General features: G+C 62.2%; 26 protein-coding genes and 1 pseudogene. 16 read left to right on the plus strand and 11 right to left on the minus strand.

The window, feature by feature from the left end:
• The first annotated feature begins 75 nt into the window (after positions 1 to 75).
• The 6 genes from thiC (at position 76) to thiH (ending at position 6,779) form a co-directional block, all read left to right on the plus strand.
• Positions 76 to 2,067: a phosphomethylpyrimidine synthase ThiC gene (thiC, locus tag ACPW74_RS21720; RefSeq protein ID WP_279981017.1), complete on the plus strand. Its 1,992-nt coding sequence runs from the start codon at positions 76 to 78 to the stop codon at positions 2,065 to 2,067.
• Positions 2,064 to 3,686 carry a thiamine phosphate synthase gene (gene thiE / locus ACPW74_RS21725; protein ID WP_104451990.1) on the plus strand — a complete coding sequence of 541 codons (1,623 nt, stop codon included), beginning with the start codon at positions 2,064 to 2,066 and terminating at the stop codon, positions 3,684 to 3,686. Before thiC ends, thiE begins: the two co-directional genes overlap by 4 nt.
• Positions 3,676 to 4,455, plus strand: a complete 780-nt coding sequence (locus ACPW74_RS21730; protein ID WP_128318150.1) for a HesA/MoeB/ThiF family protein — start codon at positions 3,676 to 3,678, stop codon at positions 4,453 to 4,455. The genes thiE and ACPW74_RS21730 overlap by 11 nt, the downstream gene beginning before the upstream one ends.
• A gap of 2 nt (positions 4,456 to 4,457) precedes the next feature.
• The gene (thiS, locus tag ACPW74_RS21735) at positions 4,458 to 4,658 is read left to right on the plus strand and encodes a sulfur carrier protein ThiS (RefSeq protein WP_039040452.1); all 201 of its coding nucleotides are present in this window, start codon (positions 4,458 to 4,460) and stop codon (positions 4,656 to 4,658) included.
• An 85-nt stretch (positions 4,659 to 4,743) separates the two neighbouring features.
• On the plus strand, positions 4,744 to 5,511 hold the full coding sequence (locus ACPW74_RS21740; protein ID WP_128318149.1) for a thiazole synthase: 768 nt from the start codon (positions 4,744 to 4,746) through the stop codon (positions 5,509 to 5,511).
• Complete coding sequence (gene thiH, locus ACPW74_RS21745; protein WP_279981018.1) at positions 5,508 to 6,779, plus strand: 2-iminoacetate synthase ThiH; 1,272 nt, start codon at positions 5,508 to 5,510, stop codon at positions 6,777 to 6,779. Before ACPW74_RS21740 ends, thiH begins: the two co-directional genes overlap by 4 nt.
• A gap of 285 nt (positions 6,780 to 7,064) precedes the next feature.
• Here the strand turns inward: thiH and ACPW74_RS21750 are convergent, their stop codons facing one another.
• The 4 genes and pseudogenes from ACPW74_RS21750 to ACPW74_RS21765 form a co-directional block, all read right to left on the minus strand.
• Positions 7,065 to 8,438, minus strand: a complete 1,374-nt coding sequence (locus tag ACPW74_RS21750; protein ID WP_425858467.1) for a hypothetical protein — start codon at positions 8,436 to 8,438, stop codon at positions 7,065 to 7,067.
• A 269-nt stretch (positions 8,439 to 8,707) separates the two neighbouring features.
• Positions 8,708 to 9,274: pseudogene (locus ACPW74_RS21755) on the minus strand (GNAT family N-acetyltransferase).
• Positions 9,275 to 9,296: 22 nt separating this feature from the next.
• The gene (locus ACPW74_RS21760) at positions 9,297 to 9,758 is read right to left on the minus strand and encodes a hypothetical protein (RefSeq protein WP_223919349.1); all 462 of its coding nucleotides are present in this window, start codon (positions 9,756 to 9,758) and stop codon (positions 9,297 to 9,299) included.
• Positions 9,739 to 10,074: a hypothetical protein gene (locus tag ACPW74_RS21765; protein ID WP_104451985.1), complete on the minus strand. Its 336-nt coding sequence runs from the start codon at positions 10,072 to 10,074 to the stop codon at positions 9,739 to 9,741. The genes ACPW74_RS21760 and ACPW74_RS21765 overlap by 20 nt, the downstream gene beginning before the upstream one ends.
• A 142-nt stretch (positions 10,075 to 10,216) precedes the next feature.
• Here ACPW74_RS21765 and ACPW74_RS21770 point away from each other — a divergent pair, with 142 nt between their 5' ends.
• The 3 genes from ACPW74_RS21770 (at position 10,217) to ACPW74_RS21780 (ending at position 12,555) form a co-directional block, all read left to right on the plus strand.
• Positions 10,217 to 10,537, plus strand: a complete 321-nt coding sequence (locus ACPW74_RS21770; RefSeq protein WP_104453191.1) for a hypothetical protein — start codon at positions 10,217 to 10,219, stop codon at positions 10,535 to 10,537.
• 215 nt (positions 10,538 to 10,752) lie between these two features.
• Entirely contained in the window at positions 10,753 to 11,337 is a 585-nt protein-coding gene (locus ACPW74_RS21775) for a hypothetical protein (protein WP_010672673.1), read from the plus strand.
• Positions 11,338 to 11,664: 327 nt separating this feature from the next.
• Positions 11,665 to 12,555 (plus strand): sensor domain-containing diguanylate cyclase, encoded by an 891-nt coding sequence (locus tag ACPW74_RS21780; protein ID WP_279981021.1) that lies wholly within the window; start codon positions 11,665 to 11,667, stop codon positions 12,553 to 12,555.
• 63 nt (positions 12,556 to 12,618) lie between these two features.
• Here the strand turns inward: ACPW74_RS21780 and ACPW74_RS21785 are convergent, their stop codons facing one another.
• A complete protein-coding gene (locus tag ACPW74_RS21785) occupies positions 12,619 to 13,257 on the minus strand; it encodes an exopolysaccharide biosynthesis protein (RefSeq protein ID WP_010672675.1) in 639 nt (212 codons plus the stop codon).
• Between the two features lie 201 nt (positions 13,258 to 13,458).
• On the opposite strand from ACPW74_RS21785, the gene ACPW74_RS21790 reads away from it, so the two are divergent.
• Together ACPW74_RS21790 and ACPW74_RS21795 are read left to right on the plus strand one after the other, a co-directional pair.
• Positions 13,459 to 14,073 (plus strand): outer membrane beta-barrel protein, encoded by a 615-nt coding sequence (locus ACPW74_RS21790; RefSeq protein ID WP_042864545.1) that lies wholly within the window; start codon positions 13,459 to 13,461, stop codon positions 14,071 to 14,073.
• 45 nt (positions 14,074 to 14,118) lie between these two features.
• Positions 14,119 to 14,649, plus strand: coding sequence for a GNAT family N-acetyltransferase (locus tag ACPW74_RS21795; protein WP_139736943.1), 531 nt, complete (start codon positions 14,119 to 14,121; stop codon positions 14,647 to 14,649).
• On the opposite strand, the gene ACPW74_RS21800 is transcribed toward ACPW74_RS21795, so the two are convergent.
• Complete coding sequence (locus tag ACPW74_RS21800; RefSeq protein WP_039040460.1) at positions 14,630 to 14,935, minus strand: monooxygenase; 306 nt, start codon at positions 14,933 to 14,935, stop codon at positions 14,630 to 14,632. The two genes, ACPW74_RS21795 and ACPW74_RS21800, sit on opposite strands and share 20 nt — an antisense overlap.
• Positions 14,936 to 15,056: 121 nt before the next feature.
• Between ACPW74_RS21800 and ACPW74_RS21805 the strand changes: the two genes are divergently transcribed.
• The gene (locus tag ACPW74_RS21805) at positions 15,057 to 15,413 is read left to right on the plus strand and encodes a winged helix-turn-helix transcriptional regulator (protein WP_139736942.1); all 357 of its coding nucleotides are present in this window, start codon (positions 15,057 to 15,059) and stop codon (positions 15,411 to 15,413) included.
• Here the strand turns inward: ACPW74_RS21805 and ACPW74_RS21810 are convergent.
• The 3 genes from ACPW74_RS21810 to ACPW74_RS21820 all read right to left on the minus strand — a co-directional run bounded on the left by ACPW74_RS21810 (position 15,385) and on the right by ACPW74_RS21820 (position 19,327).
• Positions 15,385 to 16,422 (minus strand): acyltransferase, encoded by a 1,038-nt coding sequence (locus ACPW74_RS21810; protein WP_279981022.1) that lies wholly within the window; start codon positions 16,420 to 16,422, stop codon positions 15,385 to 15,387. The genes ACPW74_RS21805 and ACPW74_RS21810 overlap by 29 nt on opposite strands.
• A gap of 176 nt (positions 16,423 to 16,598) precedes the next feature.
• A complete protein-coding gene (locus tag ACPW74_RS21815) occupies positions 16,599 to 17,219 on the minus strand; it encodes a PepSY-associated TM helix domain-containing protein (RefSeq protein ID WP_181023106.1) in 621 nt (206 codons plus the stop codon).
• Between the two features lie 65 nt (positions 17,220 to 17,284).
• Complete coding sequence (locus tag ACPW74_RS21820; RefSeq protein ID WP_279981023.1) at positions 17,285 to 19,327, minus strand: TonB-dependent receptor; 2,043 nt, start codon at positions 19,325 to 19,327, stop codon at positions 17,285 to 17,287.
• A 271-nt stretch (positions 19,328 to 19,598) separates the two neighbouring features.
• Here ACPW74_RS21820 and ACPW74_RS21825 point away from each other — a divergent pair, with 271 nt between their 5' ends.
• Complete coding sequence (locus tag ACPW74_RS21825) at positions 19,599 to 20,081, plus strand: GNAT family N-acetyltransferase (protein WP_279981025.1); 483 nt, start codon at positions 19,599 to 19,601, stop codon at positions 20,079 to 20,081.
• Positions 20,082 to 20,551: 470 nt separating this feature from the next.
• Positions 20,552 to 21,289, plus strand: coding sequence for a class I SAM-dependent methyltransferase (locus tag ACPW74_RS21830; protein ID WP_279981026.1), 738 nt, complete (start codon positions 20,552 to 20,554; stop codon positions 21,287 to 21,289).
• 59 nt (positions 21,290 to 21,348) lie between these two features.
• On the opposite strand, the gene ACPW74_RS21835 is transcribed toward ACPW74_RS21830, so the two are convergent.
• Positions 21,349 to 22,407 (minus strand): porin, encoded by a 1,059-nt coding sequence (locus tag ACPW74_RS21835; protein ID WP_029313567.1) that lies wholly within the window; start codon positions 22,405 to 22,407, stop codon positions 21,349 to 21,351.
• A 218-nt stretch (positions 22,408 to 22,625) separates the two neighbouring features.
• Here ACPW74_RS21835 and glpX point away from each other — a divergent pair, with 218 nt between their 5' ends.
• Both glpX and ACPW74_RS21845 read left to right on the plus strand, forming a co-directional pair.
• Positions 22,626 to 23,636 (plus strand): class II fructose-bisphosphatase, encoded by a 1,011-nt coding sequence (gene glpX / locus ACPW74_RS21840; RefSeq protein ID WP_039040467.1) that lies wholly within the window; start codon positions 22,626 to 22,628, stop codon positions 23,634 to 23,636.
• A gap of 141 nt (positions 23,637 to 23,777) precedes the next feature.
• Positions 23,778 to 24,029: a YkgJ family cysteine cluster protein gene (locus tag ACPW74_RS21845; RefSeq protein WP_010675884.1), complete on the plus strand. Its 252-nt coding sequence runs from the start codon at positions 23,778 to 23,780 to the stop codon at positions 24,027 to 24,029.
• Positions 24,030 to 24,196: 167 nt separating this feature from the next.
• Here the strand turns inward: ACPW74_RS21845 and ACPW74_RS21850 are convergent, their stop codons facing one another.
• A complete protein-coding gene (locus tag ACPW74_RS21850) occupies positions 24,197 to 25,360 on the minus strand; it encodes a heme biosynthesis HemY N-terminal domain-containing protein (RefSeq protein WP_201890451.1) in 1,164 nt (387 codons plus the stop codon).
• Between the last annotated feature and the right edge of the window lie 2 nt (positions 25,361 to 25,362).

Here is a 25,362-nt window from a genome sequence, read left to right on the forward strand (position 1 = left end):
CCGCAAGTTCATCTTCTCCTCGAACTCCAGACAAGCAAACACCCATAACTTCAACCAGTTAATGTGAGTTTTGCTATGTCTACCAATGTTTCTGATACCACCAAATCCAGCCGCCGCGAGCAGCGCTCCAGCGCCCAGACCTTTATCGACAACCTCAAGGGGATGGCTCACCCCAACTCCCGCCGCATCTTTATCCAGGGTTCTCGCCCTGACATCCGGGTGCCTTTGCGGGAAATCCAGCTGGCCGACACCTTCGTCGGCGGCACCAAGGAGGCTCCCCAGTTCGAGCCCAACGAGCCGGTGCCGGTTTACGATACCTCGGGCCCCTATGGGGAAGAGGCCGCCCCCATCGACGTGCGCCGTGGTCTGCCGCGCCTGCGCGAAGCCTGGGTGCTGGAGCGTGCTGACACCGACGCGCTGGACGGGCTGAGCTCCACTTTCACTCAGGAGCGGCTGGCGGACGAGGGGCTGGATCACCTGCGTTTCGAACATTTGCCGAGCGCCCGCCGTGCCAAGCCGGGCCGCCGGGTCACCCAGCTGCACTATGCCCGCCAAGGCATCGTCACCCCCGAGATGGAATTTATCGCCCTGCGCGAGAACATGGGCCGCGAGCGGGTGCGCTCCGAGCTCCTGCGCACCCAGCACCCGGGTCAGGGCTTTGGCGCCAGACTGCCCCAGAACATCACCCCCGAATTCGTGCGCGATGAAGTGGCCGCCGGTCGCGCCATCATCCCCAGCAACATCAACCACCCGGAAGCGGAGCCCATGATCATCGGCCGCAACTTCCTGGTGAAGATCAACGCCAACATCGGCAACTCGGCGGTCACCTCCAGCATCGAAGAGGAAGTGGAGAAGCTGGTGTGGTCCACCCGCTGGGGCGCCGACACCGTGATGGATCTCTCCACCGGCCGCTATATCCACGAGACCCGCGAGTGGATCCTGCGCAACAGCCCGGTGCCCATCGGTACCGTGCCCATCTATCAGGCGCTGGAGAAGACCAACGGCATCGCCGAAGACCTCACCTGGGAGCTGTTCCGCGACACCCTGCTGGAGCAGGCCGAGCAGGGGGTGGACTACTTCACCATCCACGCCGGCGTCTTGCTGCGCTTCGTGCCGATGACCGCCAAGCGCCTCACCGGCATCGTTTCGCGCGGTGGCAGCATCATGGCCAAGTGGTGCCTGTCGCACCACAAGGAGAACTTCCTCTACGAGCACTTCCGCGAGATCTGCGAGATCTGCGCCGCCTACGACGTGAGCTTGTCGCTGGGTGACGGTCTGCGTCCGGGCTCCGTCTATGACGCCAACGACGAGGCCCAGTTCGCCGAGCTGCGCACCCTGGGCGAGCTCACCAAGATTGCGTGGGAGTACGACGTGCAGGTGATGATCGAGGGCCCCGGCCACGTACCCATGCACATGATCGAGCGCAACATGACCGAGCAGCTGGAGCACTGCCACGAGGCGCCCTTCTATACCCTGGGCCCGCTCACCACCGACATTGCCCCAGGGTACGATCACTTCACCTCCGGCATCGGCGCCGCGCTCATCGGCTGGTACGGCTGCGCCATGCTCTGCTACGTGACCCCCAAGGAGCACCTGGGCCTGCCCAACAAGGAGGACGTGAAGCAGGGGCTGATTACCTACAAGATCGCAGCCCACGCCGCCGATCTGGCCAAAGGCCACCCGGGCGCCCAGATCCGCGACAACGCCATGTCCAAGGCGCGCTTCGAGTTCCGCTGGGAGGATCAGTTCAACCTGGCCCTGGATCCCGACACCGCCCGCGCCTACCACGACGAGACCCTGCCTCAGGAGTCCGGCAAAGTGGCACACTTCTGCTCCATGTGCGGGCCCAAGTTCTGCTCCATGAAGATCACCCAGGACGTGCGCGATTATGCGGCGAAACTGGAAGCCGTGGAGATCAAGCTGGTCGGCATGGACGGTCAGCAGGAGCGGGTGGTGGCCGAGGTGGAGAGCGGCATGGCCCGCATGGCGGAAACCTTCAAGGAGACCGGCGGCGAGATCTACCATCAGGCGGCGACCCTGAAGCAGGCCGCAGGGGAGGAGGCGTGAGCAGCGAGCGCGGGGCTGTCAGCCCCGCCGACCTGTCGCCTGTGACGCAGGCCCGCCCCGTGGTCTGGACCATCGCCGGGTCCGACTCCGGCGGCGGGGCCGGCATTCAGGCCGACTTGCACACGATGCATGACCTCGGCGTGCACGGCTGCTCCGTCATCTCCGCCATCACGGCCCAGAACTCGGTGGCGGTGAAGATGGTCGACCCCGTGCTGATGCAGACCTTCGCCGCCCAGATCGATGCCCTGGGGCTGGATCTGCCACCCGCCGCCATCAAGATAGGCCTGCTGCCGACCCGGCTGCATGTGGAGGTGCTGGCACGCAGGTTGTCGACCGTCGAGGCTCCCTTCGTGGTCTACGACCCGGTGGCCATCGCCAGCACCGGCACCCCCATGGCGGAGCCCGGCATGCTGGTGGCGGTGCGCGAGCACCTGCTGCCGCGCCTCTCCTTGATCACCCCCAATGGTCCCGAGCTGGAAGCCCTGACCGGCCTGCCCGCCACCAGTCCCGAGCTGGTGCGCCTCGCCGCCCGGCGGCTGCGCGAACTCGGCGCTCGCGCCGTGCTGGTCAAGGGGGGCCACCTTGAATGGGGCGGGGATCTCTGCCTCGACTACTACCAGGATGAGACCCGCGAATTCTGGCTCGCCGCGCCGCGCCTCGATACCCGCCACGGCCACGGCACCGGCTGCGCTTACGCCAGCGCCATCGCCGCCGTGGTGGCGCAGGACTATCCGGTGGAGGACGCCATCACCCTGGCGCGTGCCTACCTGCAACAGGGGCTGGCGGCGGCGCAGGGGGTGGGGGCAGGCCCGGGGCCCATCGCCCATCTCGGCTGGCCTGCTGATCTTGCCCACTTCCCCCGTGCCGTGCTGGCGGGCTCACCGCTCGATCGCCGCTTTGGCCTCTTTTCTGTTGAAGGGATGGAAGCGAGCAGCGCCCGTCTGCCGCAGGGCCCCTTTGCGCCGACCGAGCACCACCTCGGCCTCTATCCGGTGGTGGACTCGGTCAAGTGGCTCAAACGCCTGCTGGGGGCCGGGGTCAAGACCATCCAGCTGCGGATCAAGAATCTGCCCGCCACAGAGGTGGCGCCGGCCATTCGTGATGCGGTAGCGCTCGGTCGCCGCCATGGGGCGCGGCTCTTTATCAACGACTACTGGCAGCAAGCCATCGAGGCGGGCGCCTGGGGCGTGCATCTGGGGCAGGAGGATATGGAGACCGCCGATCTCGCCGCCATTCAGGCGGCGGGGCTGCGTCTTGGCATCTCCACCCACGGCTACTTCGAGCTGATGCGGGCCCGCGAGCTGGCCCCCTCCTATATCGCGCTGGGCCATATCTTCCCGACCAACACCAAAGCGATGCCTTCGCGCCCCCAGGGGCTGGCACGGCTGCACCACTACCGCGCCCTGATGTGCGGCTGGCCCACGGTGGCCATCGGTGGCATCAGCGAGGAGCGGGTGGCGGCGGTCAAGGCAAGCGGGGTCGGCAGCATTGCGCTGGTCTCGGCCATCACGGCGAGCGATGACTGGCAGGGGGCGACCGAGCGGCTGCTCGCTGCCGTGGGGGCGGGGGATGAACCGCGCTCGGCCTGCGTGATACGGGAGGCAGAACATGCGCTCTGATGCCGCTTCTCTTAGTGACAAAGAGTATCTGAGATACGGCCGCCAGCTGATGCTGGCGGAAGTGGGGGAAGCCGGTCAGGCGCGGCTCAAGGATAAGTCCGTGCTGATCGTCGGTCTCGGCGGGCTCGGCTCGCCGCTCGCCCTCTATCTCGCCGGGGCCGGGGTGGGCACTTTGTGGCTGGCCGATGGCGATACGGTGGACTCCAGCAATCTGCCGCGCCAGATCCTGTTCGATAGCGAGGCGGTCAACCACTCCAAGGCGGAGCTGGCCCGCGAGCGCTTGTCCTCCCACAACCCGCTGGTGGAGCTGATTGCCATCAATCAGCGACTCGATGCCGCCAGCCTGCCGGCGTTTGTGACCGAGGTGGATCTGGTTGTCGACTGCTGCGACAACCTCGCCACCCGCCAGGCCATCAACGCCGCCTGCGTGGCCCAGGGCAAGCCCTGGGTCTGTGCCGCCGCAGTGGGCTGGCAGGGGCAGCTGATGGTGCGTACCAGCAGCGATCACGCCTGCTACGCCTGCCTCTATCCGCTGGATACCAAGGTGAGTCAGAGCTGCGAGACCAGCGGTGTCACCGGCCCGCTGGTGGGGGTGATGGGCTCTTTGCAGGCGCTGGAGGCACTGAAAATGCTGCTCGGGATGCCGAGCCCGGTGGCGGGCACATTGCGCCGGTTTGATGCCCTGACCCATCAGTGGCAGACCCTCACGCTGGCTCCCGACCCCGATTGCCCGGTCTGCGGCAGCACCCACCCGGCCCTGGAGAATTAACCATGAAGATCCGATTGAACGATATCGAGCTGACGCTGCCCACCGGCCAGCGCCTGACTGAGCTGCTGGCGGTGCAGGAGATTCCCCCTCAGGGGGTAGCGGTGGCCCTCAACGGCGCCGTGCTGCCCCGTGGCCGCTGGGCCGAGACCCGTCTCAATGACGGGGACGAACTTCACCTCTTCACCGCCATTGCCGGAGGCTGACCCATGATGCTCGCAGTCCCATCTTCGCGTGTTCTGCCTTGCGGCGGCACTTCATCTCTTCTTACCACTGTGGCGGGAGGCTGACATGCTCAAGATTGCCGATCACACCTTCTCTTCGCGCCTCTTCACCGGCACCGGCAAGTTTGCCCGCCCGGAACTGATGGCCGCCGCCATCGAGGCAAGTGGCTCCCAGCTGGTCACCATGGCCATCAAGCGGCTCGAACCGGGCAAGGCCCACGACGATATCCTCACGCCCCTTCGGCAACTCGGGGTCAAGTTGTTGCCCAACACCTCGGGGGCCAAGACCGCCGCCGAGGCGGTATTTGCCGCCCACCTCGCCCGCGAGGCGCTGGGGACGAACTGGCTCAAGCTCGAGATCCACCCCGATCCCCGCTACCTGCTGCCAGACCCCATCGAGACGCTCAAAGCCGCCGAGCAGCTGGTGAAAGAGGGCTTTGTGGTGCTGCCCTACTGCGGTGCCGACCCCGTGCTGTGCAAACGGCTCGAAGAGGTGGGTTGCGCCGCCGTGATGCCGCTGGGCGCCCCCATCGGTTCCAATCAGGGGCTGGTGACCCGGGAGTTTCTCTCCATCATCATCGAGCAGGCCAATGTGCCCGTGGTGGTGGATGCGGGGATCGGTGCACCGAGCCATGCGGCGGCCGCCTTTGAGCTGGGCGCCGATGCCGTGCTGGTCAACACCGCCATCGCGGTGAGCGGCGACCCGATCGCCATGGGCCGCGCCTTTGCGCTGGCCTGCACCGCCGGACGCAGTGCCTATAAGGCAGGCCTCGGCGCCCGCGCCCTGCAGGCGCAAGCCTCCAGCCCGCTTACCGATTTTCTGGGGGCGTTATGAGTCAGCATGCCAATGACCCCACCCCGACCCTCCCCTTGCCAGGGGAGGGAGTGTCGACTTCGCCCTCTTGTGAAGTAGGAGATCGGGGGGGCGGATTAACACCTCCCCCTTGTGAAGGGGGAGGCCGGGAGGGGGTTGAGAGAAAGTCGGAGAGTTTTCTCGATAGATGGCAGGAGCTGGAGTGGGACGATATCGGCATGCAGATCCGCGCCAAGACCGCCGCCGATGTAGAGCGGGCGCTGACTACCTCCCGCCGCACCCTGGCCGACTTTATGGCGCTGATCTCCCCGGCCGCCGAGGCGTATTTGCCGCAGATGGCAGCCGAGGCCGAGCGCCTGACCCGCCAGCGCTTTGGCAACACCATCGGCTTCTATGTGCCCCTCTATCTGTCGAACCTCTGTGCCAACGACTGCACCTACTGCGGCTTCTCCATGAGCAACCGCCTCAAGCGCAAGACCCTGAATGCAGAGGAGATTGAGCGCGAGTGTCTGGCCATCAAGGCGCGCGGTTTTGACAGCGTGCTGCTGGTGACCGGCGAGCACGAGCACAAGGTGGGGCTCGCCTATTTTCGGCAGGTGTTGCCCATCATCCGCCGTCACTTCAGCACGGTGGGGATGGAGGTGCAGCCCCTCTCGCAAGCCGAGTACGCCGAGCTGAAAACCCTCGGCCTCGATTCGGTCATGGTCTATCAGGAGACCTACCACGCCCCCACCTATGCCCGCCATCACCTGCGCGGCAACAAGCGGGACATCGCATGGCGCCTCGCCACGCCGGATCGGCTCGGCCGCGCCGGTATCGACAAGATAGGGCTGGGGGCGCTCATCGGTCTCTCTGCGGACTGGCGTGCCGACAGCTACTTCGTCGCCGAGCACCTCGCCTGGCTTGAGCGCCACCACTGGCAGAGCCGCTACTCGCTCTCCTTCCCGCGCCTGCGCCCCTGCACCGGCGGGCTGGAGCCTGCCGTGGTCATGTCGGATCGCCAGCTGGCCCAGCTTATCTGCGCCTGGCGCCTCTTCTCGCCCACGCTGGACTTGTCCCTCTCGACCCGCGAGTCGGCTACGTTTCGCAACGGCGCGGTGCGCCTTGGCATCACCCAGATGTCGGCCGAGTCGCGCACCCAGCCGGGTGGCTATGCCGAGGGGGATAAAGAGGAGCTGGAGCAGTTCGCCATCCACGACGACCGCCCGGTGGGGGAAGTGGCCGCCGCCGTGCGGCAGGCGGGGTTGCAGCCGGTGTTCAAGGACTGGGAACCCTTCTTGGGTCGTTAACGACGTTTACACCTGTGGTAACAGACAGCGGCAAGCAGATCGGAGGGGCAGACCCCGCCACTGCTTGCCGCTTTGCTTTGTTTGCTTATATGAGATTGTTTCTCTAGTGTGACGATGGCTTTTGAGATAGTTTCGCCAGTGCAAAAATCGTGAGTACTGGTCAGCCCATTAGCAATGGCCGACTTGGGGCAAGGTATAGCCAGCGTAGGGTGCAATAAGCGGAGCGCATTGCTCCGCTATTGTGACGAGAGGTGCACTTCACTTCGTTCATTGCCCCCTGTGGTACTAGGCATCTACGGGGTCTATTATGATGAGCCCATCAGTGGTCATTAGTGCATCAAGAGGTGGATATTCAAACCCTTTTTCATTTAATTCCTCCCAGAAGTCTTTCCATAACTTCTTATGGTCTAATACCTTACATTTCGTTTTTAAGTAAAGCTCAGCAAATACATCACCAATGCCACCAGCATTAAGAATTTGATTTATTCCCCTCCAAGAGCTACTGAGCGATTTTTCAAAAACAAGCTTCAAACCATCATCGTCTATGAATTCACCATGATGGAGAAGAATATTAACACCGTTATTATACGCTGAAGCAAAGCTTCCAGACTCAACAAAAATATTTATAGCCTTGTTTACTAATAATGGGGAAGGCGACTCTTTAACCAATTTTTTTAATTCATCATCCGGTTTCCCCGCGATAGCTGAAATAAAGTATGATTTTACATCTTCAATGTTTTCACTTGCTTTAGTTAGTCGATATTCAATCAACGATGTCACTTCCATTACTTTTATTGTTTGTTCCACTCTTTTCTTTATAGCTTCACTAATATAACTCCATAAGTCTGGCTTGATTGAAGTGATAACTATGAATCTTTTTAGATTGTTATCATCTGTGTTGGATAAGATGTCTGTAAGCTTTTCCCTACATGTGGTTACATACTCAGTTGAATTTAGTCTTTCTATAGAGGATAACGCAGAGGTTATTTTGCGCATTAGAGAAAAACTCAATGGAGCGGTGTCTTTGAATAGTCTTTTAAATAATATTATTGTGACGTTTCTATATACTGAGTCTTTTACTCTGCCAAGATATTGGTCAGCTTTAAGAACAATAAATGCTTTTTCTGATTCTTCAGGGAATGATTCGCTAGTAATTAAACTGTAAATGCTACCAAGGATTGACTTTCCTTTTATCGGCGGCTGATTTAATAGATAGGCTGATGCTTGAAATATATATGAACGTACCATTTCAGGGGGTGGGATAAACTGGGCACCATCTAATGAAAAGGTCGGGTGAGCACAAATATTTCGATCTTCTTTTATTCGCTCTAGATGCGTCTTTTCAATTAACGAGATTAATCCTAGGTCTTCATATGCAATACGCAGCACATCGTTCTCAAAATCAAGCATGCTTTTGAAATCATTAGGCGTTATATTTCCTAACCTTTTCTCAATTTTTATTGCTTCTGCATCGCCACCTAGTGCAAGTTCTCGCGTCTTCTCGATTACATCAACACAAATAGAGATCCATGTTGATGTAACTGCTGCTCGATATGCGCCAGATCTATAAGATGTTATAGCTTCTCTCAAATACTCCTTTGAAAATCTGCTCTTCACTTTTGACAATAATTCATCTAAATCAGTTAATTGGTTATACATGACATACCTTACAGGCTAATAGGATTAAGTGAGTTTATGAAAGTGTACATATATTCCAAGATTTTCATAAGACTTTGTTTTCGGAAGTGTGAGGCGGTTCATATTAAATTTGGAAGATGCTTTGTTATGTTTTTTAGAAATTAATTTTAGTTGTTTCTATTTTTCTGCGCTGCTTTTTTATGGTTGTTGTGGGCATATAATATCCGATATGACTATAGTGATTTTAAGTTCAGGTGATATTTCATGTTGTTGATAAAAAGACGGTTAAATCACGTTATAACCGTCGGCAGAATACTGGCGGTAGGAACAAGCGAATAGAAATGCGCATCAAAAGGCTGGCCATGTAGGAAGATGCGGTTTCTAGCCCGGTATTCAAAGGTTGCCCCTGCGGCGATGGCAACGGCTTCGCTGGCGGTGTTGCCGATCCCCATCACGATCTCCAGCCGAAATAGTCCCAACTGCCGAAAGCCAAAATCACGGAGCAGGGCGACCGCCTGTCGGGCGATGCCGAGGCCTTGGCGGGATTGGCGTACCCAATAGCCGATATTGCCCTAGCGATGATGGGGCGACAGCTGGTTGACACCTGCGCCACCCAGCAGTTGGGCGGTGGTGGCGCAGAAGATGCCCATGTCAAAGGCGCGTCCCGCCGCACAATCCTGCTCGCAGCTGGCAAACCACGCCAGCGCGCTCTCCCGAGTAAATGAACGTGAGCACCAGCTCATCCATTGGCCGACAGTCTCGATCGATTGGTGGGCCGCGCGGACAAACTCGTCGGCATCGGCCGGTTCGAAGGGGCGGATCACGATCTGGGTGTTGGCAAGGGGGGTGAGCTGCATAGGGCCTCCTGCTTGAGGGTGGCTATGGGGCGGCGCTACCCAGTTGCTTGAGGTAAGCGGTTAGTGAGAATGGCTGAGCAAATTCCTTCATCCCGGCCAATTTATCCAGCTCTGCCTGGCCGACTTGCTGTAACTGAGCTTGCTGGGCGGGAGTGAGCGTGGTGGTTCTCGCCTTGATCAGGGTGTCGAGAAAACTGCGGTCTCCCGCTACGGCTTGATGGAAAGCCTTGAGCGCCAGCGCATCAACCTCTGCTGCGGTGCAGCGCTCCATGCTTTTCTCATGAAGATAGATAAGCACGGTCACTTGTTGTTCCCTCTCCAGTGACCAGAAGGGGTCGCTTTTCGTGGGCAGAGTGGTGCCGTGTTGCGACTTGATGGCTTCGCACCGCTCAAATGCCGGGTCCAGATCGTGCAGTGACAGCGCCATGGCGCCTTGGCAGGCGAAGAGCAGCAGAAGGGCAAATTTACTTGTTGTATGAGGCATGGACACATTTCCAGAACTGGGATTCTTTACCTGCTGAAGACCATGCCATGGGTTCAACAACCTGATTCAGTTTGTGGCGCAGGATATTGGGGATACCTTCCATCGCCTGGCCATACAACTCCCAATCGTAATCACTGATGTTGTAGGCAACGTCCTTGGCACTTCTCGGGTCGCTGAAAATCGTATAAAGCGGTGTGGCGGAAACGGCGACAGCCAGTTGATTGGCGCTGTCTACAAGCTGGTCCATTTGCTCCAGGGCATCGATTGAACGGGAGCTCAATGTCAGTCCTTTGATCGGACATGTAGCTATCCCCATGATACTCTCCTGCTTTATCGGACATGAATGAGGCCAAATTGGATATCATTAATGCAACCGATGATCAAATTAAAAGCTGAAAAATGAGAGTCATATCGCCCTGTGTCGCGTGATGCCGAGCATGAAGAGATAGGCATTGATCATGATGTTATTGGTTGTTGGGCTTGTTGCAGGTAGCTACCTCTTGTCGGGTTGGGGGCGCTTTGCAGAGAGGCGTTTTGTATGTGGGTCATTCTTGATGCTCCTGTATCTTGCCCTCTATTACCTTTTTCCTTCTGATCTCGTCGGTAGCTCCATCCATCAAGGGCGTCTGGGGCAATATCTGCCGGTCTTGTCCTACGCCGCCATCTTGTTTGGTGAAGCCATTTTTCCCTTCGACAAGGGAAGGTATATCCCTTGGGTAGGTGTTGGTGGGTTGATCGCCGCCTCTCTCTATCACCTGGTGTTCTTCGCTATTCAGTAGCGCAATATGGTCACAACGGCGGTGTTGCGCTCAGGCCTCATTTGATTCGAGGCATTCTCTGGCACTGTCTGTTCGCCAGTCTCTGTCGCCCCCTGACCATGTGCGCATCGACCCGGGGCGGGTTTGTCTCTAGCATGGAGGGGCGGCGGAGTCTGGCTCCGTCAAAATGGATGATGGACGAAGTGCGCCTTGCACACTTCTGGCGGAGAGAAAAGATGAAGCTGCGTTCCTTGTTGATGGTGGGTGCCCTGCTGCTGGGCGGATGTGCGGTCAATCCCTATGGGGGGACGCCTGCGCCGGTCGGCGAGCCGGACAAGCCGGTGACCAAACCAGAGAAACCCGTGGCCGAGCCTGACAAGGCCGAGCCGGTGCCTGCTCCCAAACCCGTGGCACCGACGGGGCTGGCGGTCGCCCTGGCCGATGACTTCCTGAAGGCCGCCGATGTGCAGGCACTGGCGGGCAGCAGCCCGGTACTGCTGCTGATGGCGCCCCAGAACGGTACAGGTGAGCCCTTCAGCACCCAGCCCCTGGCGGTGGCCATGATCCAGCGCATTCAGGCCAATAGCGGCTTTCGTTTCGCAGACCCGGGCCAGGTGGCGGCCATCACGGGTCAGCTCGAATACCAGCAGGGGGGCATGAACCCCGCCTCCCTGGTGCGCCTGGGTCGCCAGACCGGGGCGGGTTACATGCTCTACGGGGATCTCCTCTCTGAAGGGGGCCGCTACCGGCTCGCCATGAGCCTGATGGATCTCAAGAGCGGCGAACTGCTCTGGAACGCCAGTCGATCCGCTGCCCGCTGATGCCGGCTCGCCGGATCCCTATAGACCGGGATCCGGCCTTGCCCCCCTTGACCGGGGGCGGGAATACCCCTGTGGTTCCCCTGGCGTCATATGCGTTGGCATGTCGCACTGCCTGAGGGCCAAAAACCTTCCTGACTGTCTGACAATTCTGGTTCTGACAGCATCCCCGATTGCTACTATTCACTTTGCCGGAGGCTTGTCCGGTGAACACGTCACCGACCGCATCCTTCCCGCCCGGCAGGCAGCTTTCTGCCCCTGTGCGATACTCCATGAGTCTTGTATAACAGGAGTACAGGGACCTACTCCCATGGATAGCAAGGAGCTCGGATGGCGCTCTCAGTGGCACAACTCTACGAAGTGATGGCCCAGTTGCCGGATCCCGTTTTCATCCTCAGCGAAGATGGCTACTACATCGAGTACATCGGCGGGATGGAGCAGCAGTCCTACCAGAACGGCAACCCGCTGATCGGCAGACAACTGCTGGACGTGCTGCCCGAGGACAAGGCGCAGTGGGTGATGGCGCAGGTGGCTCAGGCCCTCGCCAGCGGCCAGGTGCAGGTGGTGGAGTATGACCTCTCCCCCGCCGAGGTGGACGGCATCGACGCCGACGCCGGGCCCCAGGGAATGCAGCGTTTCGAGGGCAAGATAGCGCCCTTGCCCTCTTTATATGAGGGGAAGCGGGCGGTGACCTGGATGACCCGCAGCATCACCCGCCAGCACGAGCTGCAACAGCGGCTCAAGCGGCTCGGGGAGACGGATCAGCTCACCGGCCTCTACAACCGCCACTTCTTCTTCGACCAGTATCACCACAGGGTGCAGGGGCAGCATCTCACCGGCCTCATCATGCTGGATCTCGATCACTTCAAGCAGATCAACGATCGCTTCGGCCACCAGACCGGTGACAAGGTCCTGTGCCGGGTCTGCGAGTGCGTCTCTGCCCAGTTGCGGGGGGAGGATCTCTTCGTGCGCAGCGGTGGCGAGGAGTTTCTGATCCTGCTGCCGCAGATCGACGAGGGGATATTGCTGAAGGTGGCGGAGCGGATCCGCGCCGCAGTGGCGGCCATGGCGCCGGATCCCGCCCCGGTGACCGTGAGCCTGGGCACCACCCTGATCCGGCCGGGAGAGGATCTTGGTACCGTGCTGGCCCGGGCGGACGAGTGGCTCTATCGGGCCAAGCGGGGCGGGCGCAACCGGGTGGCCCACGATGGGGTACCCTGAGGGGCGCAGTGAACAGGAAAGAGGGCGACCCGGGGTCGCCCTCTTTCATTTGGCCGGGCCAGATCAGCCGAACAGGGTCGAGATATTCTGCCCCGCCATCAGCAGGCCGATGGCCAGGGCGCTGAACCAGACCAGGGTAGCGGCGACCAGGGCATAGCCGAGGGCGACGAAGAGCCCGTCCCGCTGCAACATGCCGATGGCCAGCAGCAGGATGGCCCAGGCGGGCATGGCGTTGGTGAAGGGAATGGCGCCCAGCGGCAGCATCAGCAGCAGGGCGGCCAGCATGATGAGCAGGCCGTTGCAGCGGTTGATGGTCACGCTGCCGGTCAGGATGAGCAGGCGCGGGCGGATGAAGCGGTCGATGCGGGCCAGCAGATCCGCCCCTTTGTGCAGGGTCGGCTTGAGGTGCTCGGCGGCGAAGCGGCGCTCCATCAGGAAGGCGGGTAGCCAGGGCACCCGGTTGAGGGTGATGCCGATGCCGATGAAGAGGATCAGCAGGCCAAAGGGGGTGCTGACGCCGGGAATGGAAACCGGCAGCAGGAAGGGAACCGTGAGCAGCACGCAAAACAGCAGCATGCCCTGTTCGCCCACCAGGGCCAGCATCTGGCGCAGGCTGATGTGGCTCTCCTCGATGGCGTGGGCGGTGGCCCTCAGGGTATCGGAGAGCGTGCTTTGGGGGTCGTTGAGTTGCGCGGCAACCATTCCTGAGATCCTCGTCTGTTGATGCCACCGCTGTGGCGCCGCCAGCTTACGGGGGCGAGGTTAATCCCGGATGAATAACCCCGGGGAGCACAGATTTTTCCATCGGGAGCGGGGCAATGAGGCTGGTACAGCCCCCGTCCAGTGTGGGAGACGGGCGCTCTGATATGCTTTGCGCAGGTCTTTTCACCAAAGGATGAGCACATGAGAGGAGCGATGGGGATGGTGCCTGGGCTGCTGCTGCCCCTGGCGGGCTGGGCAGCCGAGCCCCCGGCGACGGGCTGGCAGCTGACTCCCTTTGCGGGATACAGCTCGGCTATCGACTTTCGGGCCATGGACGAGCCGGCACCCACGCCGCACGGGAGCGACATCGACACCCTGCAAGGGGAGCGCTCCGGCAGTTGGGGGCTCTTCATCAGCAGGGAGGTGGATGACCCCGGCATGGTGGAGCTGCTCTACAGCCACCAGTCGACCCGGGTGTCCCCCGAACTGCCCGACAGGCTGACGGTGGACACCCTGCAGTTTGCCGGGGCCCTGACTCTCTCGGACAACCTGATGGCCCCCTATATCGGTGCCGGGATAGGGGTCACCCGCTTCGATGCCTACGACAGCGAGACGGCCCCTTCCATGTCCCTGGCCCTCGGGGTGCAGCCGCGCCTGACCGAACATCTGGCTGTGCGGGCCGAGGTGCGCGGTTATGGTGCCCTGGTCAACGACGACAGCCAGTTTCTCTGCAACCCCGAGATCTGCGCCTTTCGGGTGAGGGGGGAGCTGATCACCCAGTGGCAGGCCAATATCGGCTTGACCCTGAGGTTCTGAGCCTCATGATGGGACTCCTTTGACCAGACAAGGCGATACGACTCCGTGCCATCCCTGCCCCGTGAACTGCCCGTACTGCTGACCCCAAGGGGGCGACTGCGCCCCTTCGATGGGCGGGATGCTGCCGATCTCTTCGCCATCTACGGGGATCCCCTGGTGATGCGCTTCGTCGGGGAGCCGCCGTTTCCCTCCCTTGCCACAGTGTCGCAGATGCTGGCTAGCGTCGAGCGGTTGCTGGCTGGCGGCGAGTCGCTGGAGTGGGGGCTGGTGTTACGCGGCAGCGGCCGCCTGGTGGGCACCTGCGGCTTGCACAGCTTTGCGGCCGGCGCCAGCCTGCGCCAGGCGGAGGTGGGCTGCATGCTGGCCCGCAGCCACTGGGGACAAGGTCTGATGGGGGAGGCGCTGAGCGCCCTGATCGCCTATGCCCGCCAGCTTGGCATCATCACCCTGCTTGCGGATATCGAACCGGACAATCTGCCCAGCCAGCGGCTATTTGAGCGGCTGGGCTTCATCTGGCAGCAGGATACCAGCTACCGGTTACTGCTGGGCGAGGGGATCACACCAGACCGCGCGTGACGCGGCTGAGGGGCTCGTTGACGTCGAACACCTTGTACTGCACCGCGCTGGCGCCCATGGCGAGCACCCGCTGCTCGTGCATGGTGGCGTAGGCGAGGGCGCTCCCCTCATCCTCGAACAGATAGATGCCGCCCGCCTCGCCGGTGCGCGGGTTCTCGGTCCAGATCTTGGAGATGAAGCCCGGCTCCCGGGTGATGGAGTCGGCCAGCGGCATGGCCGCAGCAGTGAGGGCCGGTCCCATCATCTCGGCGGGGAAGTTGAAATGGATCTGCAGCAGGCTGGGCATGATAAACCTCTCGTGGGCGTTGATTGACGGAATCCGCATCATAGGAAGCCGGCATCTTGGCTGCAAGAAGGCACATTTTCGTGGCATAGTTACCGCAAAGTAACCACTCGCGAGCCATACCGTGCCCTCACTGCCCTGTCCCGCCTATCAGGTATTGCGCCTGCTGACCGGCAAATGGAAGCCGGCCATTCTGTTTCATCTGCGCGAACAGACCCTGCGCTTTGGCGACTTGCGCCGCTGCCTGCCCGATGTGAGCCAGAAGGTGCTCACCGCCCAGCTCAAGGAGCTGGAGAGCGACGGTGTCATCATTCGCACCCTCTACCCCGACGTACCGCCCAGGGTGGAGTACAGCCTGAGCCCGCTTGGCGTCGCCCTGATCCCCCTGCTCCAGCAGATGCACGATTTTGCGCTGAACCACGTTGATCTGCTGGCTGGTCAGGGTCCTGTTTCTAGCGAGCCCGCAGCAACCAGCGGCTGAGGGCGGTGGCCGCCAGCAGTCGGTAGCAGAGCAGAGTGAGCGCCAGCAGCGCGGGTACCTTGAGGAGTTCCCACCACACCTGTTTGCCCTGGGGGCCGAAGATCATCAGCCACACCACCAGCATCATGTGCAGACAGTAGAGGCCGAGCACCTTGGGGGCCTGGCGCTCCAGCCAGCTGCCTTTGCCCCATGCGGGGTTGGCCAGCAGCAGGCCGAACAGCCCCAGCGCCCAGGGGAGCGAACCCAGCAGGAAATCATGACGAGCGAGGGGGACGGCGGCAACGCGCAGCAGACCTGCGGCCTCCAGGGCGTAGAGCCCCATCCCCGCCATCATCATCAGGGCGCAGCGCCTGGCGTCCGGCTGCCAGGCACGCAGGCGCAGCTCGGCGCCAAGCGCCACGAACAGCAAGGAGAAGAAGGGGCCGTTGCGGGTCAGCAGGGCCCACTCGCCCCCCGGCAGCAGCGGGCCATAGGAGCCACCGATCAGGGCCAGGGCGTAGAGCAGGGCCCCCAGCAGCAGGGCCAGCCTCGGCAGGCGGGCCTGCTGGCAGAGCCCCAGGATCAGCACCGCCACCATCAGGGCGGGCAGGAACCAGAGGTGGATCATGCCGCCCACCCACCAGACGTTGAGATGATCCCCGAGCTGCATCTGCCACTGGCCTGCCATGGCGGGCAGGTAGCCCTCGCTCACCGCCGCGAGCGGGTTGAAGGGTATCAGCACGTAGAGCAGGCTCCACGCCAGCCAGAGTCCCAGCAGGGGTCGGCAGTAGCGCAGTGCGACGGTCAGCGGGTGGCCCGCGGCGAGGGCGGGTTGCAAGAAGTAACCGGCGCACAGGAAGAACAGCGGCACCGCGAAGCGGCAGAGCTGGTTGATGACGGCCCCGACCAGAGGGTAGGGCGTGCCGTCCCACAGGGCGGGGTCGAAGGGGTTGCTGAAAGGGGAGAGATGGATGGTCATCACGGCCAGGATGGCCACCACTCGCCCGCATTCGATGCTGGAGATGAGCATGATTCCTCGTGGCGTTCGGGAGCTGGGCGCACCCTATCAGCCGCAGGTGCTCCCTATCCAGCCGCCTGGTCGCCAACTGTGACCCCCATCGGCGGCCGGTTACCCTTTGTTACCCGAGGTGCGGGCAAGGTTACCGCCGCCGGGAGCAGGATCCCGTTTTGGTGTCGGTAAAAGGGCTAGAGCAGGGCCACCAGCACGGTGACCAGGGCGCCCAGCAGCAGCAGGGCGATGCCGCGACCGGCGGGGCCGTGCAGCTTGTTCCACATCAGCAGGCTGGTGAGGGCCAGCAGCAGCATGGCCAGGGCCGCCAGATCTCCCACCAGTTGCCAGGGCAGGCCGGTGCCCATGCCACGGTGCAGCCGGTTGAGGCTGGCAGCGAAGTTGGCCTGCTGCAGCTCGGTGCGCACCAGCAGAGTGCCTTCCACATAGCTGGCGGCCACGCTCTGGCTGAGGGTGACACCGCGCAGCTCCCAGCGGGCCGGCAGGGTGAGGGCGCCGGATGGTGTGGGCAGGGTCTGGGGCGGGGTGATCTGGGGTCGCCCCTCCTCGAACATGTCTGCATAACGCTGTTGCAGCAGGGCTTTCAATTCATCCGGGCTGGCCAGCGGCGTGCTCAGTACTATCTCTTCGCTCGATTTGGCGGTGTGGGGACCGGGCAGGGGCAGCACGGCCCTGTGTTGCAGCCAGAGGCCGGTGAGGCCGTAGAGCAGCATCAGGGTGAGGGTGGCAAAGCCTGCCCAGGCGTGGATGCGGCGCACCCACTTGTTGTTGTGCAGGGGGAGTTTTCTGCGTGTCATCGTTCGGTGCTTCATAACAATCTGGCCAGCGAACGCTGGCCAGAGGGGTCGGTAAACAGGGAGGATCAGAAGCGGTAGGCGGCGGTCAGGTGCAGCTGACGGGGCGTGCCCGGCATGATCTGGGCCGCGCTGGTGGCGCTGACGAAGTAGTCGTGATCGGTCAGGTTCTCCACGCTCAGCTGGGCTTCCCACTGGGGCCAGCGGTAGCCGGCACGGGCGTCGAAGCGGGCGTAACCGGGCAAGGTGGTGGTGTTGGCGTTGTCGGCGAAGCGATCCCCCACCGCCGTCATCCCGGTCTCGCCGAACCAGCCCTGCTTGCCGCTCTGGTAGCCGGCGAACAGCTGGCCGTTCTGGCGGGAGACGTTCATCGGTCGCTTGCCTTGCAGGTCCGCGTCTGCCTTGACCTGCTCGGCATCCTGGATGGCGACGCCGCCGCGCAGATAGATCTCGTCGGTCAGCTGGGCACGGGCGCTCAGCTCGATGCCGTCGGTGCGCTGCAGACCGGTGAGGATCACCCGGGTGGGATCCAGCGGATCCTTGCTGCGCTTGTTGTACATCTCCAGCCGGTAGAGGGAGAGGGTGGTGGCGAGGCGGCCGTTCAGCCAGTCGCTCTTCACGCCCCCTTCATAGAGCCGGGTGTGCTGGGGATCCAGGTTGTTGTTCTTGTCCCCCGGGGTGATGCCGATAAGCTCACCGCCCACCGGGGTGAAGGTCTTGCTGTAGGAGGTGTAGAAGGCATGCTCCTCGATGGGGTTCCACACCAGGCCCAGGCGCGGACTCAGGCTGGTGACCGAGAGGGTCTCTTCCTTGTCGAGGTCGTTGCGGCGGCTGGTGACGGTGAAGTCGTCGCGGCGCAGGCCTGCCAGCAGGTGCCAGTCGCCCAGGCTGAGCTGATCCTGCACATAGAGGCCGACACCGCGCACCCTGTGATGGGCGTCGCTGGAGAGTTTCATGGCGCCGTCGTAGGTGGGCAGGGAGCCTGGATCATAGAGGTTGCCTGCCGGGATCGGGTTGGCGTTCTGGTAGAGCTTGGGGGTGCGATCCTGCCAGCCCTGCTCCAGACCCACCAGCAGACGATGGGCGATGGGGCCGGTTTGCAGCTGGCCTTCCGCCTCGGTGTTGCTGGTGAGGCTGCTGGCCTTGAGATCCTGCTGCCAGCGGGCGCGGGTCACCTTGTCACCCTTGACGCTGGTGACATAGGTGTTGTCGAACTGGCTGTCGAGGGTGGTGTAGCCGAGCTGCTGGCGCAGTTGCCACTGATCGTTGATGTCCCAGGTGAAGCGGGAGCGGGTGGACTGGGCCACATCGTCGATGAAGTCGCGGCGGGTGTCGCTGTAGACGCTCTCGATGGGGACATCCGCCGGGCGACCATCGACGCCGGGAATGCCGCGATCCGGGGTGCGATCGTGCTCGTTGCGCTCGTACTGCACCAGCCAGTTCAGGGTGTCGGTGATCTCCCAGTTGACGGAGGGAGCCAGCAGGGTGCGCTTGCTGGTCACGTCGTCGCGAAAGCTCTCCTTGTCCTCCTGGGCCAGGTTCAGGCGCACCTGTACCCGCTCTCCTGCCTCGCCGTTGAGATCGGCGGCGAAGCGTCGGCTGTCGAAGCTGCCGACCTGGGCGCTGACGCTGGAGGCCTGCCCCTTCTGGGGAACCTTGCTGACCCGGTTGACGATGCCGCCCGTGCTGCCACGGCCGTAGAGCACGGCGGCGGGGCCCTTGAGCACTTCGACCCGTTCGATGTTGCCAAGGTCGCGGGTGTATTGCATGTCGTCGCGCAGGCCGTCGAGGTAGAAGTCGTTGCTGGCGCTGAAACCGCGGATGGTGACGCCGTCAAAACGGGTGTCGCCGCTGGCGTTGACGCCAGGGATGCCGGTCAGGGCTTCACTCAGGGTGGGCTGGCCGAAGGCGGTCAGCTCGCTTGCCTTGACGGTCTCGATGCTCTGGGGCACCAGCTTGGCCGGGGTGGCGGTACGGGTCGCGGTGGCGACCTCTTCATGTTGGCTGCGTTTGCCGACCACGGTCAGGGTTTCGTCTTCGGCACGGGGGCTGGTGCAAACCGCCAGCAAGGCGACGCCCAGCAAGGCGCGCGGGGAGTTGGAATGGTTCATCTGGGTGTGACTCTTTGTCGACCAATCGGCCTGAACTTGTTGATTTAATTGTAATTATTGATTTCTCTCATCGCGAGAGGTTGCTAATGATATTGATTTTCATTTGCCTTGCAAGGAGAAGATGCAAGAAAAAGAGATCATTGGCGGCAGGCACTGAGGGGGCTGGAACCTCGGGGAAAAGGCCGGGGGAACCTTGGTTCGGTTCGGAGGGGACGCTACCATGGTGGCCTCGCGCCTTGGCGCACCATCCGGCACACACAGGGAGAGAAACATGGTCGAGATCATCAGGGCGGATCTGCACAACCCTCGCCACGGCGAGGCGCTGATCGCGATGCTGGACGAATACGCCAGGGACCAGATGGGGGGCGGCAGTGCACTGGCGGACGAGGTGAAGGCGAATCTGGCCGACGCCCTGGTCGCGCGAACCGGTGCCCATGTGCTGCTGGCCTGGGTCGATGGGGAGCCCGCTGGCGTTGCCACCTGCTTCGAGGGCTTCTCGACCTTCGCCTGTCAGCCGCTGCTCAATATCCACGACGTGGCGGTGCACCCTGCCCATCGCGGCAACGGCATCGGCAAGCAGCTGTTGGCGGAGGCGGAGCGGCTCGCCCGGGAGCTCGGTTGCTGCAAGCTGACCCTGGAGGTGCTGGAGGGGAACAAGGTGGCCCAGGCTGCCTATCGTGCCAGCGGCTTTGCGGGTTATGAGCTCGATCCCGAGGTGGGCCGGGCTATGTTCTGGCAGAAGAAGCTGGGGTGAGAGGGTCGGCAAACATGATCTGCCGGGCTTGCCTCTGAGACTCCTGTCCCCTAGAGTGGCACCAGATTTTTCAATGTGTTGATGGAACCGGCCCGGCCGGGTGAGTGACATGACCCTTTATGCTTCGGATCAGCGAGTGACCCGAATGAACTCCGTACAGATGCGCACGATGAAGCATTGTCCGGAGCCGGTGGAGGCCCAGACCTCCCATCCATTCATCGTGCAGTGACGACCGGATCTCGCTACCTCGCGGGAGCCGTGACCTTGCCGCACGACTGAACCAAGGCCATAGACGTTGCCTCGTCTATGGCCTTTTTTGTTGCCCCGCAGCCAGGCTGCGGGTGCGAGACAGAGCAGAGGCCCGCCCGGGTCTCTGCTTTTTTTATGGTCTGTCATGACCGACGGGTATGCTTGGCAAGGGCCGGGTCGTCGGCCAGAGAGGCTGACCATCTTCAAGAGGAAACAGTGCAATGTCACAAAATATCTATGACGAACCAGGGTTTTTTGAGGGCTATGCCCAACTGCCACGCTCCCTTCACGGGCTGGCGGGGGCGCCGGAGTGGCCGGCGCTGCAAGCCATGCTGCCGGAGCTTGCCGGCAAGCGGGTGCTGGATCTGGGCTGCGGTTATGGCTGGTTCTGCCGGGCAGCCAGAGATCTCGGGGCTGCCGATGTGGTCGGTATCGATCTCTCCGCGAAGATGCTGGCCCGTGCCGCCGAGCTGACCCGGGATGCGACCATCCGCTATCGGCAGGGGGATCTGGACGGTCTTGCGCTGTCCGATGAGCCTTTCGATCTCATCTACAGCTCCTTGGCGCTGCACTACCTGCCCGAGGTGGCGCCGCTGTTTGCGGAGATCCACCGTGCGCTGGTGGCTGGCGGCAGCCTGGTGTTCTCGGTGGAGCACCCCATCTTCACCTGCCCGCAGCCGCAAGGCTGGCTGGTGGATGCAGAGGGACGCCGCTCCTGGCCCGTCAACGGCTACCAGGCGGAGGGCAAGCGGGTCAGCAACTGGCTGGCGGAGGGGGTGGTCAAGTATCACCGCACCCTGGGCACCTACCTCAATGCCCTTGTCGCCGCAGGGTTCCAGATCCGCCGCGTGGAGGAGTGGGGGCCGACGGCGGCGCAGATTGCGGCCAACCCGGCCCTAGCGGAGGAGGCGGAGCGCCCCATGCTGTTGCTGGTGTCGGCGTACAAACCCCTGGCCTGACGCAATAAAAAACGGCGCGCAGAGTGCTCTGCGCGCCGTGTCATCAGTTGGTTGCCGACTTAGAAGTCGTAGCGGGCCGCCAGCTGGAAGTCATCCTTGGTGTTGAGCTTGCCGCTGTCATGGCTGTCGAGGTTGTTGATGCGGTACTCGCCGATGACGCGCAGGTTCTTGTTGAACTTGTACTGGGCACCCAGGGTGTAGTAGTCGATGGAGTCGTAGTCAGACTTGCCAGCCTGCTCCACCTTCTGCTTGTTCCACAGGGCCATCAGGCCGAAGCCGCTCTCGAAGTTGTAACCCAGCGCCCCTTCCCAGCCGGTGTGATCCTTGCCGGTGGCCAGGAAGTCGCTGCCGTCGGCATAGCTCAGGGCGGCGTAGAGGGCCTTGTTGTCGTACTTGGCGGAGAGCAGCCACAGCTTGGCATCCTCTTCACCGCTCTTGTCGCGGATGCCCACGTTGTAGGCGGTCCCCAGGGAGAGGTTGAACGGGAAGGTGTAGGCCACGGCGGCACCGTAGGCGGCATCGCTGTCCTTGCTGGAGGTCTCTTCGGTGTCACCGCCATCGAACTTGTAGCTGGTATCTACCTGGAAACCGTTGAACAGGCCGGAGTACTTCAGCACGGAGCCGGCGCGGTTGGTGGCGAAGGTGTCGGTCTTGGCGCCCAGTGCCTCGTTGCCGTAACCATCGGAGAGGGAGACATCAGTCCAGTCCGCCAGGAAGCCAGGAGCCCCCTTCTGGCGACCGAAGGTGACGGTTCCCCAGTTGGCGCCGACACCGGCGAACGCCAGACGGGTACGCAGGTTGTCGGAGTTCTCGCTGACGGTCTTCTCGCTGTCGTTGATGTACATCTGCAGTTCGTACTGGGCCAGCGCCTTGAGACCCGGGTTGATCTCGCTCTCTACCTTGGCGCCCAGACGGACAAACTGGTTGGCCCCCTGCTTGTCGCTGTATTCGTTTTTGATGTCACCGTTGGCGTCCAGCTCTTTCTTCTCGCCGAAGAACTGGCCGGCGTAGATGCGGCCGTAGAGGTCGAGCAGGGTGCTCTCGTTTTTGTACACTTCAACGGCTTGAGCCTGGAAGGCGGCGGTAAGAGCCAATGCTACTACTGTCAGCTTTTTCATCATGATCCCTTGTGTTGCAAGCTTTTGTTTTAAAAGACGGGGCCATGCTAGAAGTGACAGATGACAGTCGGGTGACCGTGTAATGAACAAACCGTGTCGGTTCCATGTCAGCGGGATGAAAACCGGGATTTATGTGGCTGGTCGCCACTTTTACGCGCAAAGGTTTGCCCTTGTGGTAGAATGCCGCCCGTTTTCGAGCTCCTAAGGTTGGATATGCGATGAGACGTGAACTGGCAATCGAATTTTCCCGAGTGACGGAAGCGGCTGCACTGGCTGGCTACAAGTGGCTCGGACGTGGTGACAAGAATATCGCCGATGGCGCGGCCGTGGCGGCCATGCGTCACATCCTCAATCAGATCCAGATCGATGGCGAGATTGTGATCGGCGAAGGGGAGATCGACGAAGCCCCCATGCTCTACATCGGCGAGAAGGTGGGCACGGGTCAGGGCGACGCCGTGGACATCGCGGTCGACCCCATCGAGGGGACCCGCATGACTGCCATGGGTCAGGCCAATGCTCTGGCCGTGCTGGCGGTGGGCGACAAGGGATCCTTCCTCAAGGCCCCCGATATGTACATGGAAAAGCTGATCGTGGGCCCCAAGGCGAGAGGCGCCATCGATCTCGATCAGGCCCTGGAGCTGAACCTCAAGGCCGTGGCCAAGGCGCTCGGCAAGCCCCTCTCCCGTCTGACCGTCATCACCCTGGCCAAGCCGCGTCATGACAAGGCGATCAAGGAGATGCAGGGCCTGGGAGTGCGGGTGTTCGCCATTCCCGACGGCGACGTGGCCGCCTCCATCCTCACCTGTCTGCCGGACAGCGAAGTGGACATGCTCTACGGCATCGGTGGCGCGCCGGAAGGGGTGATCTCCGCCGCGGTGATCCGCGCCCTGGACGGCGACATGCAGGCTCGCCTGATCCCCCGCCACCAGGTCAAGGGTGACAGCCCCGAGGTTCGCGCCCTGGGTGAACAGGAGATCGCGCGCTGCGAGGAGCTGGGCATCGACGTGAGCAAGGTGCTCAAGCTCGAAGATCTGGCCAAGAATGACAACGTCATCTTCTCGGCCACCGGCATCACCAAGGGTGATCTGCTGGAAGGGATCACCAGCGACGGCGTCATGGCGACCACCGAGACCCTGCTGATCCGCGGTAAATCGCGCACCATCCGTCGTATCAAGTCGATCCACTTCCTGGATCGCAAAGACAGCGTGGTACGCGACATCATCCTGTGATGTGCTGACTCCCGCAGCAAAAAGCCCGGCACTGCCGGGCTTTTTGCGCTCTGCAGGGCGCCAGGGTGCCCGGGCAGGGATAAGGCTTAGGAGAAACCGGACTCCTTGCTACACTGCGGTGCCCCACAGAGGAAAAATCACATGGAATGTCGTCAGGGATGCGGTGCCTGCTGCATCGCCCCCAGCATCAGCAGTGCCATTCCCGGCATGCCGGACGGCAAGCCCGCCGGTGTGCCCTGTGTGCAGCTCGATGCGCACCTGGGGTGCAAGATCTTCGGCCAGCCGGAGCGCCCGGCGGTGTGCGGCGGCTTTCGCCCCATGGCGGACGTGTGCGGCTCCCATCGCCAGGAGGCCATCTGGCTTATCGGCGAGCTGGAGCGGCTGACCGCCTGAGCCCTTGACCCTCTCCCTCGGGGAAAGGGTGTCTGCTTGTCTCCCTTCATCTCCGCCCCTTCTCCCGCAAGGGAGAAGAGAGCCACCATTCGGAACAATGGCAATAAACAATACCAATAAAAAGAGGCCGCAATTGCGGCCTCTTCCTGTTTCGTGACGAACTGGCGTCAGACGTCGGCCAGCTGCAATGCCTGGCGGTAGTACTCGTTGGCCTTGTTGGTCAGGCGGCGCTTGTCCATCACCTGGCCGAGGGCGTGGTAGAGGGTGGCATCCGGCGCCTTCGCCACCTCCTGCTCCAGCAGCCGCTGGGCTTCGTCCAGCTGACCGGCCAGCAGGCAGACCCGGGCCAGTGCCGCTTCGGCGCCAGGCTGATCCTGGATCTTTCTGAGCAGGGTCAGCATGGGCTGGTAGTCGTCCAGTTTGAGCTTGGGCAGGCGGGCGAACAGCTCGGGGGAGGGATCCTTGCGCAGGGCCTCCAGCCAGAGATCGGCGGCTTCGGCATCGGCCCCCAATCGGCGCAGGCGATCCCCGTAACTGGCCAGCAGCACGGGATCCTGGCGCTGCTTGCGGGGCAGACCCTGCCAGACCGTGCGCAGGGTGTCGAGGGAGCCGCTGGCGGCCTCCAGACGACCGCACCACGCCTGGTGCAGCAGGGTCTCTTCCTGCTGGGCGGTCAGCTTGCCCACCTTGCGCAGGGCAGGGGCGAGATCGATGAGGGCCGCCCAGTCTTCACGGGCCAGATACACCTGACGCAGCTGATCCAGCACCATGGGGTGGCGCGGGTTGAGGGCATAGATGGATTCGAGGCGGCCGAGGGCGCTGTCGTACTGGCCCTGCTCAATCTGCAACTGGGTCTGGATCAGGGTCAGTGCCAGCTCCGCCTTGGGGTTCTCTTCCTGGGCTTTCTGCAGGTAGTGATCCCGGCGCACGTCATCGCCCCGGGCCTGGGCCACCCGGGCGGCGCTCAGGTAGTTGAGCAGCGGGGTGTCGCTGTTGTCTGCGCCCTTGATGAGGAGCTTCTCGGCCTGGTTGTAGTGCCCCTCGGCCATGGCCAGGGTGGCATTGACGGTTTGCAGGTTGGCCTTGCGGCGGCGGCGGGAACCGAACCAGCCCTGGGTCTTGCGGCGCAGGCCGAACAGGCGGGCCAGCACCCATTCCACGATGAGCAGGGCGCCGTAGAACAGCACCGCCAGGATCACCGCGCTGGTGACCGAGGATTCCACCGTGTAGTTGCCCAGCGAGATGAGCACATAACCCTTGTTGCCGGAGGCTTCGGGACCGAAGATGAGGCCCGCCACCATCACGGCGACTATGACGATCAGACGAATCATGG

It is taken from the genome of Aeromonas sp. INTO2, from assembly GCF_049860605.1.
Classification (GTDB): domain Bacteria; phylum Pseudomonadota; class Gammaproteobacteria; order Enterobacterales; family Aeromonadaceae; genus Aeromonas; species Aeromonas caviae.

Coding starts and splice junctions, on each gene's coding strand:
- thiC (WP_279981017.1), top strand. CDS start 76: ATGTCTACCAATGTTTCTGATACCACCAAATCCAGCCGCCGCGAGCAG.
- ACPW74_RS21730 (WP_128318150.1), top strand. CDS start 3,676: ATGCGCTCTGATGCCGCTTCTCTTAGTGACAAAGAGTATCTGAGATAC.
- thiS (WP_039040452.1), top strand. CDS start 4,458: ATGAAGATCCGATTGAACGATATCGAGCTGACGCTGCCCACCGGCCAG.
- ACPW74_RS21740 (WP_128318149.1), top strand. CDS start 4,744: ATGCTCAAGATTGCCGATCACACCTTCTCTTCGCGCCTCTTCACCGGC.
- thiH (WP_279981018.1), top strand. CDS start 5,508: ATGAGTCAGCATGCCAATGACCCCACCCCGACCCTCCCCTTGCCAGGG.
- ACPW74_RS21750 (WP_425858467.1), bottom strand. CDS start 8,438: ATGTATAACCAATTAACTGATTTAGATGAATTATTGTCAAAAGTGAAG.
- ACPW74_RS21760 (WP_223919349.1), bottom strand. CDS start 9,758: ATGCCTCATACAACAAGTAAATTTGCCCTTCTGCTGCTCTTCGCCTGC.
- ACPW74_RS21765 (WP_104451985.1), bottom strand. CDS start 10,074: ATGGGGATAGCTACATGTCCGATCAAAGGACTGACATTGAGCTCCCGT.
- ACPW74_RS21770 (WP_104453191.1), top strand. CDS start 10,217: ATGATGTTATTGGTTGTTGGGCTTGTTGCAGGTAGCTACCTCTTGTCG.
- ACPW74_RS21775 (WP_010672673.1), top strand. CDS start 10,753: ATGAAGCTGCGTTCCTTGTTGATGGTGGGTGCCCTGCTGCTGGGCGGA.
- ACPW74_RS21780 (WP_279981021.1), top strand. CDS start 11,665: ATGGCGCTCTCAGTGGCACAACTCTACGAAGTGATGGCCCAGTTGCCG.
- ACPW74_RS21785 (WP_010672675.1), bottom strand. CDS start 13,257: ATGGTTGCCGCGCAACTCAACGACCCCCAAAGCACGCTCTCCGATACC.
- ACPW74_RS21790 (WP_042864545.1), top strand. CDS start 13,459: ATGAGAGGAGCGATGGGGATGGTGCCTGGGCTGCTGCTGCCCCTGGCG.
- ACPW74_RS21800 (WP_039040460.1), bottom strand. CDS start 14,935: ATGCCCAGCCTGCTGCAGATCCATTTCAACTTCCCCGCCGAGATGATG.
- ACPW74_RS21810 (WP_279981022.1), bottom strand. CDS start 16,422: ATGCTCATCTCCAGCATCGAATGCGGGCGAGTGGTGGCCATCCTGGCC.
- ACPW74_RS21815 (WP_181023106.1), bottom strand. CDS start 17,219: ATGACACGCAGAAAACTCCCCCTGCACAACAACAAGTGGGTGCGCCGC.
- ACPW74_RS21820 (WP_279981023.1), bottom strand. CDS start 19,327: ATGAACCATTCCAACTCCCCGCGCGCCTTGCTGGGCGTCGCCTTGCTG.
- ACPW74_RS21825 (WP_279981025.1), top strand. CDS start 19,599: ATGGTCGAGATCATCAGGGCGGATCTGCACAACCCTCGCCACGGCGAG.
- ACPW74_RS21830 (WP_279981026.1), top strand. CDS start 20,552: ATGTCACAAAATATCTATGACGAACCAGGGTTTTTTGAGGGCTATGCC.
- ACPW74_RS21835 (WP_029313567.1), bottom strand. CDS start 22,407: ATGAAAAAGCTGACAGTAGTAGCATTGGCTCTTACCGCCGCCTTCCAG.
- glpX (WP_039040467.1), top strand. CDS start 22,626: ATGAGACGTGAACTGGCAATCGAATTTTCCCGAGTGACGGAAGCGGCT.
- ACPW74_RS21845 (WP_010675884.1), top strand. CDS start 23,778: ATGGAATGTCGTCAGGGATGCGGTGCCTGCTGCATCGCCCCCAGCATC.
- ACPW74_RS21850 (WP_201890451.1), bottom strand. CDS start 25,360: ATGATTCGTCTGATCGTCATAGTCGCCGTGATGGTGGCGGGCCTCATC.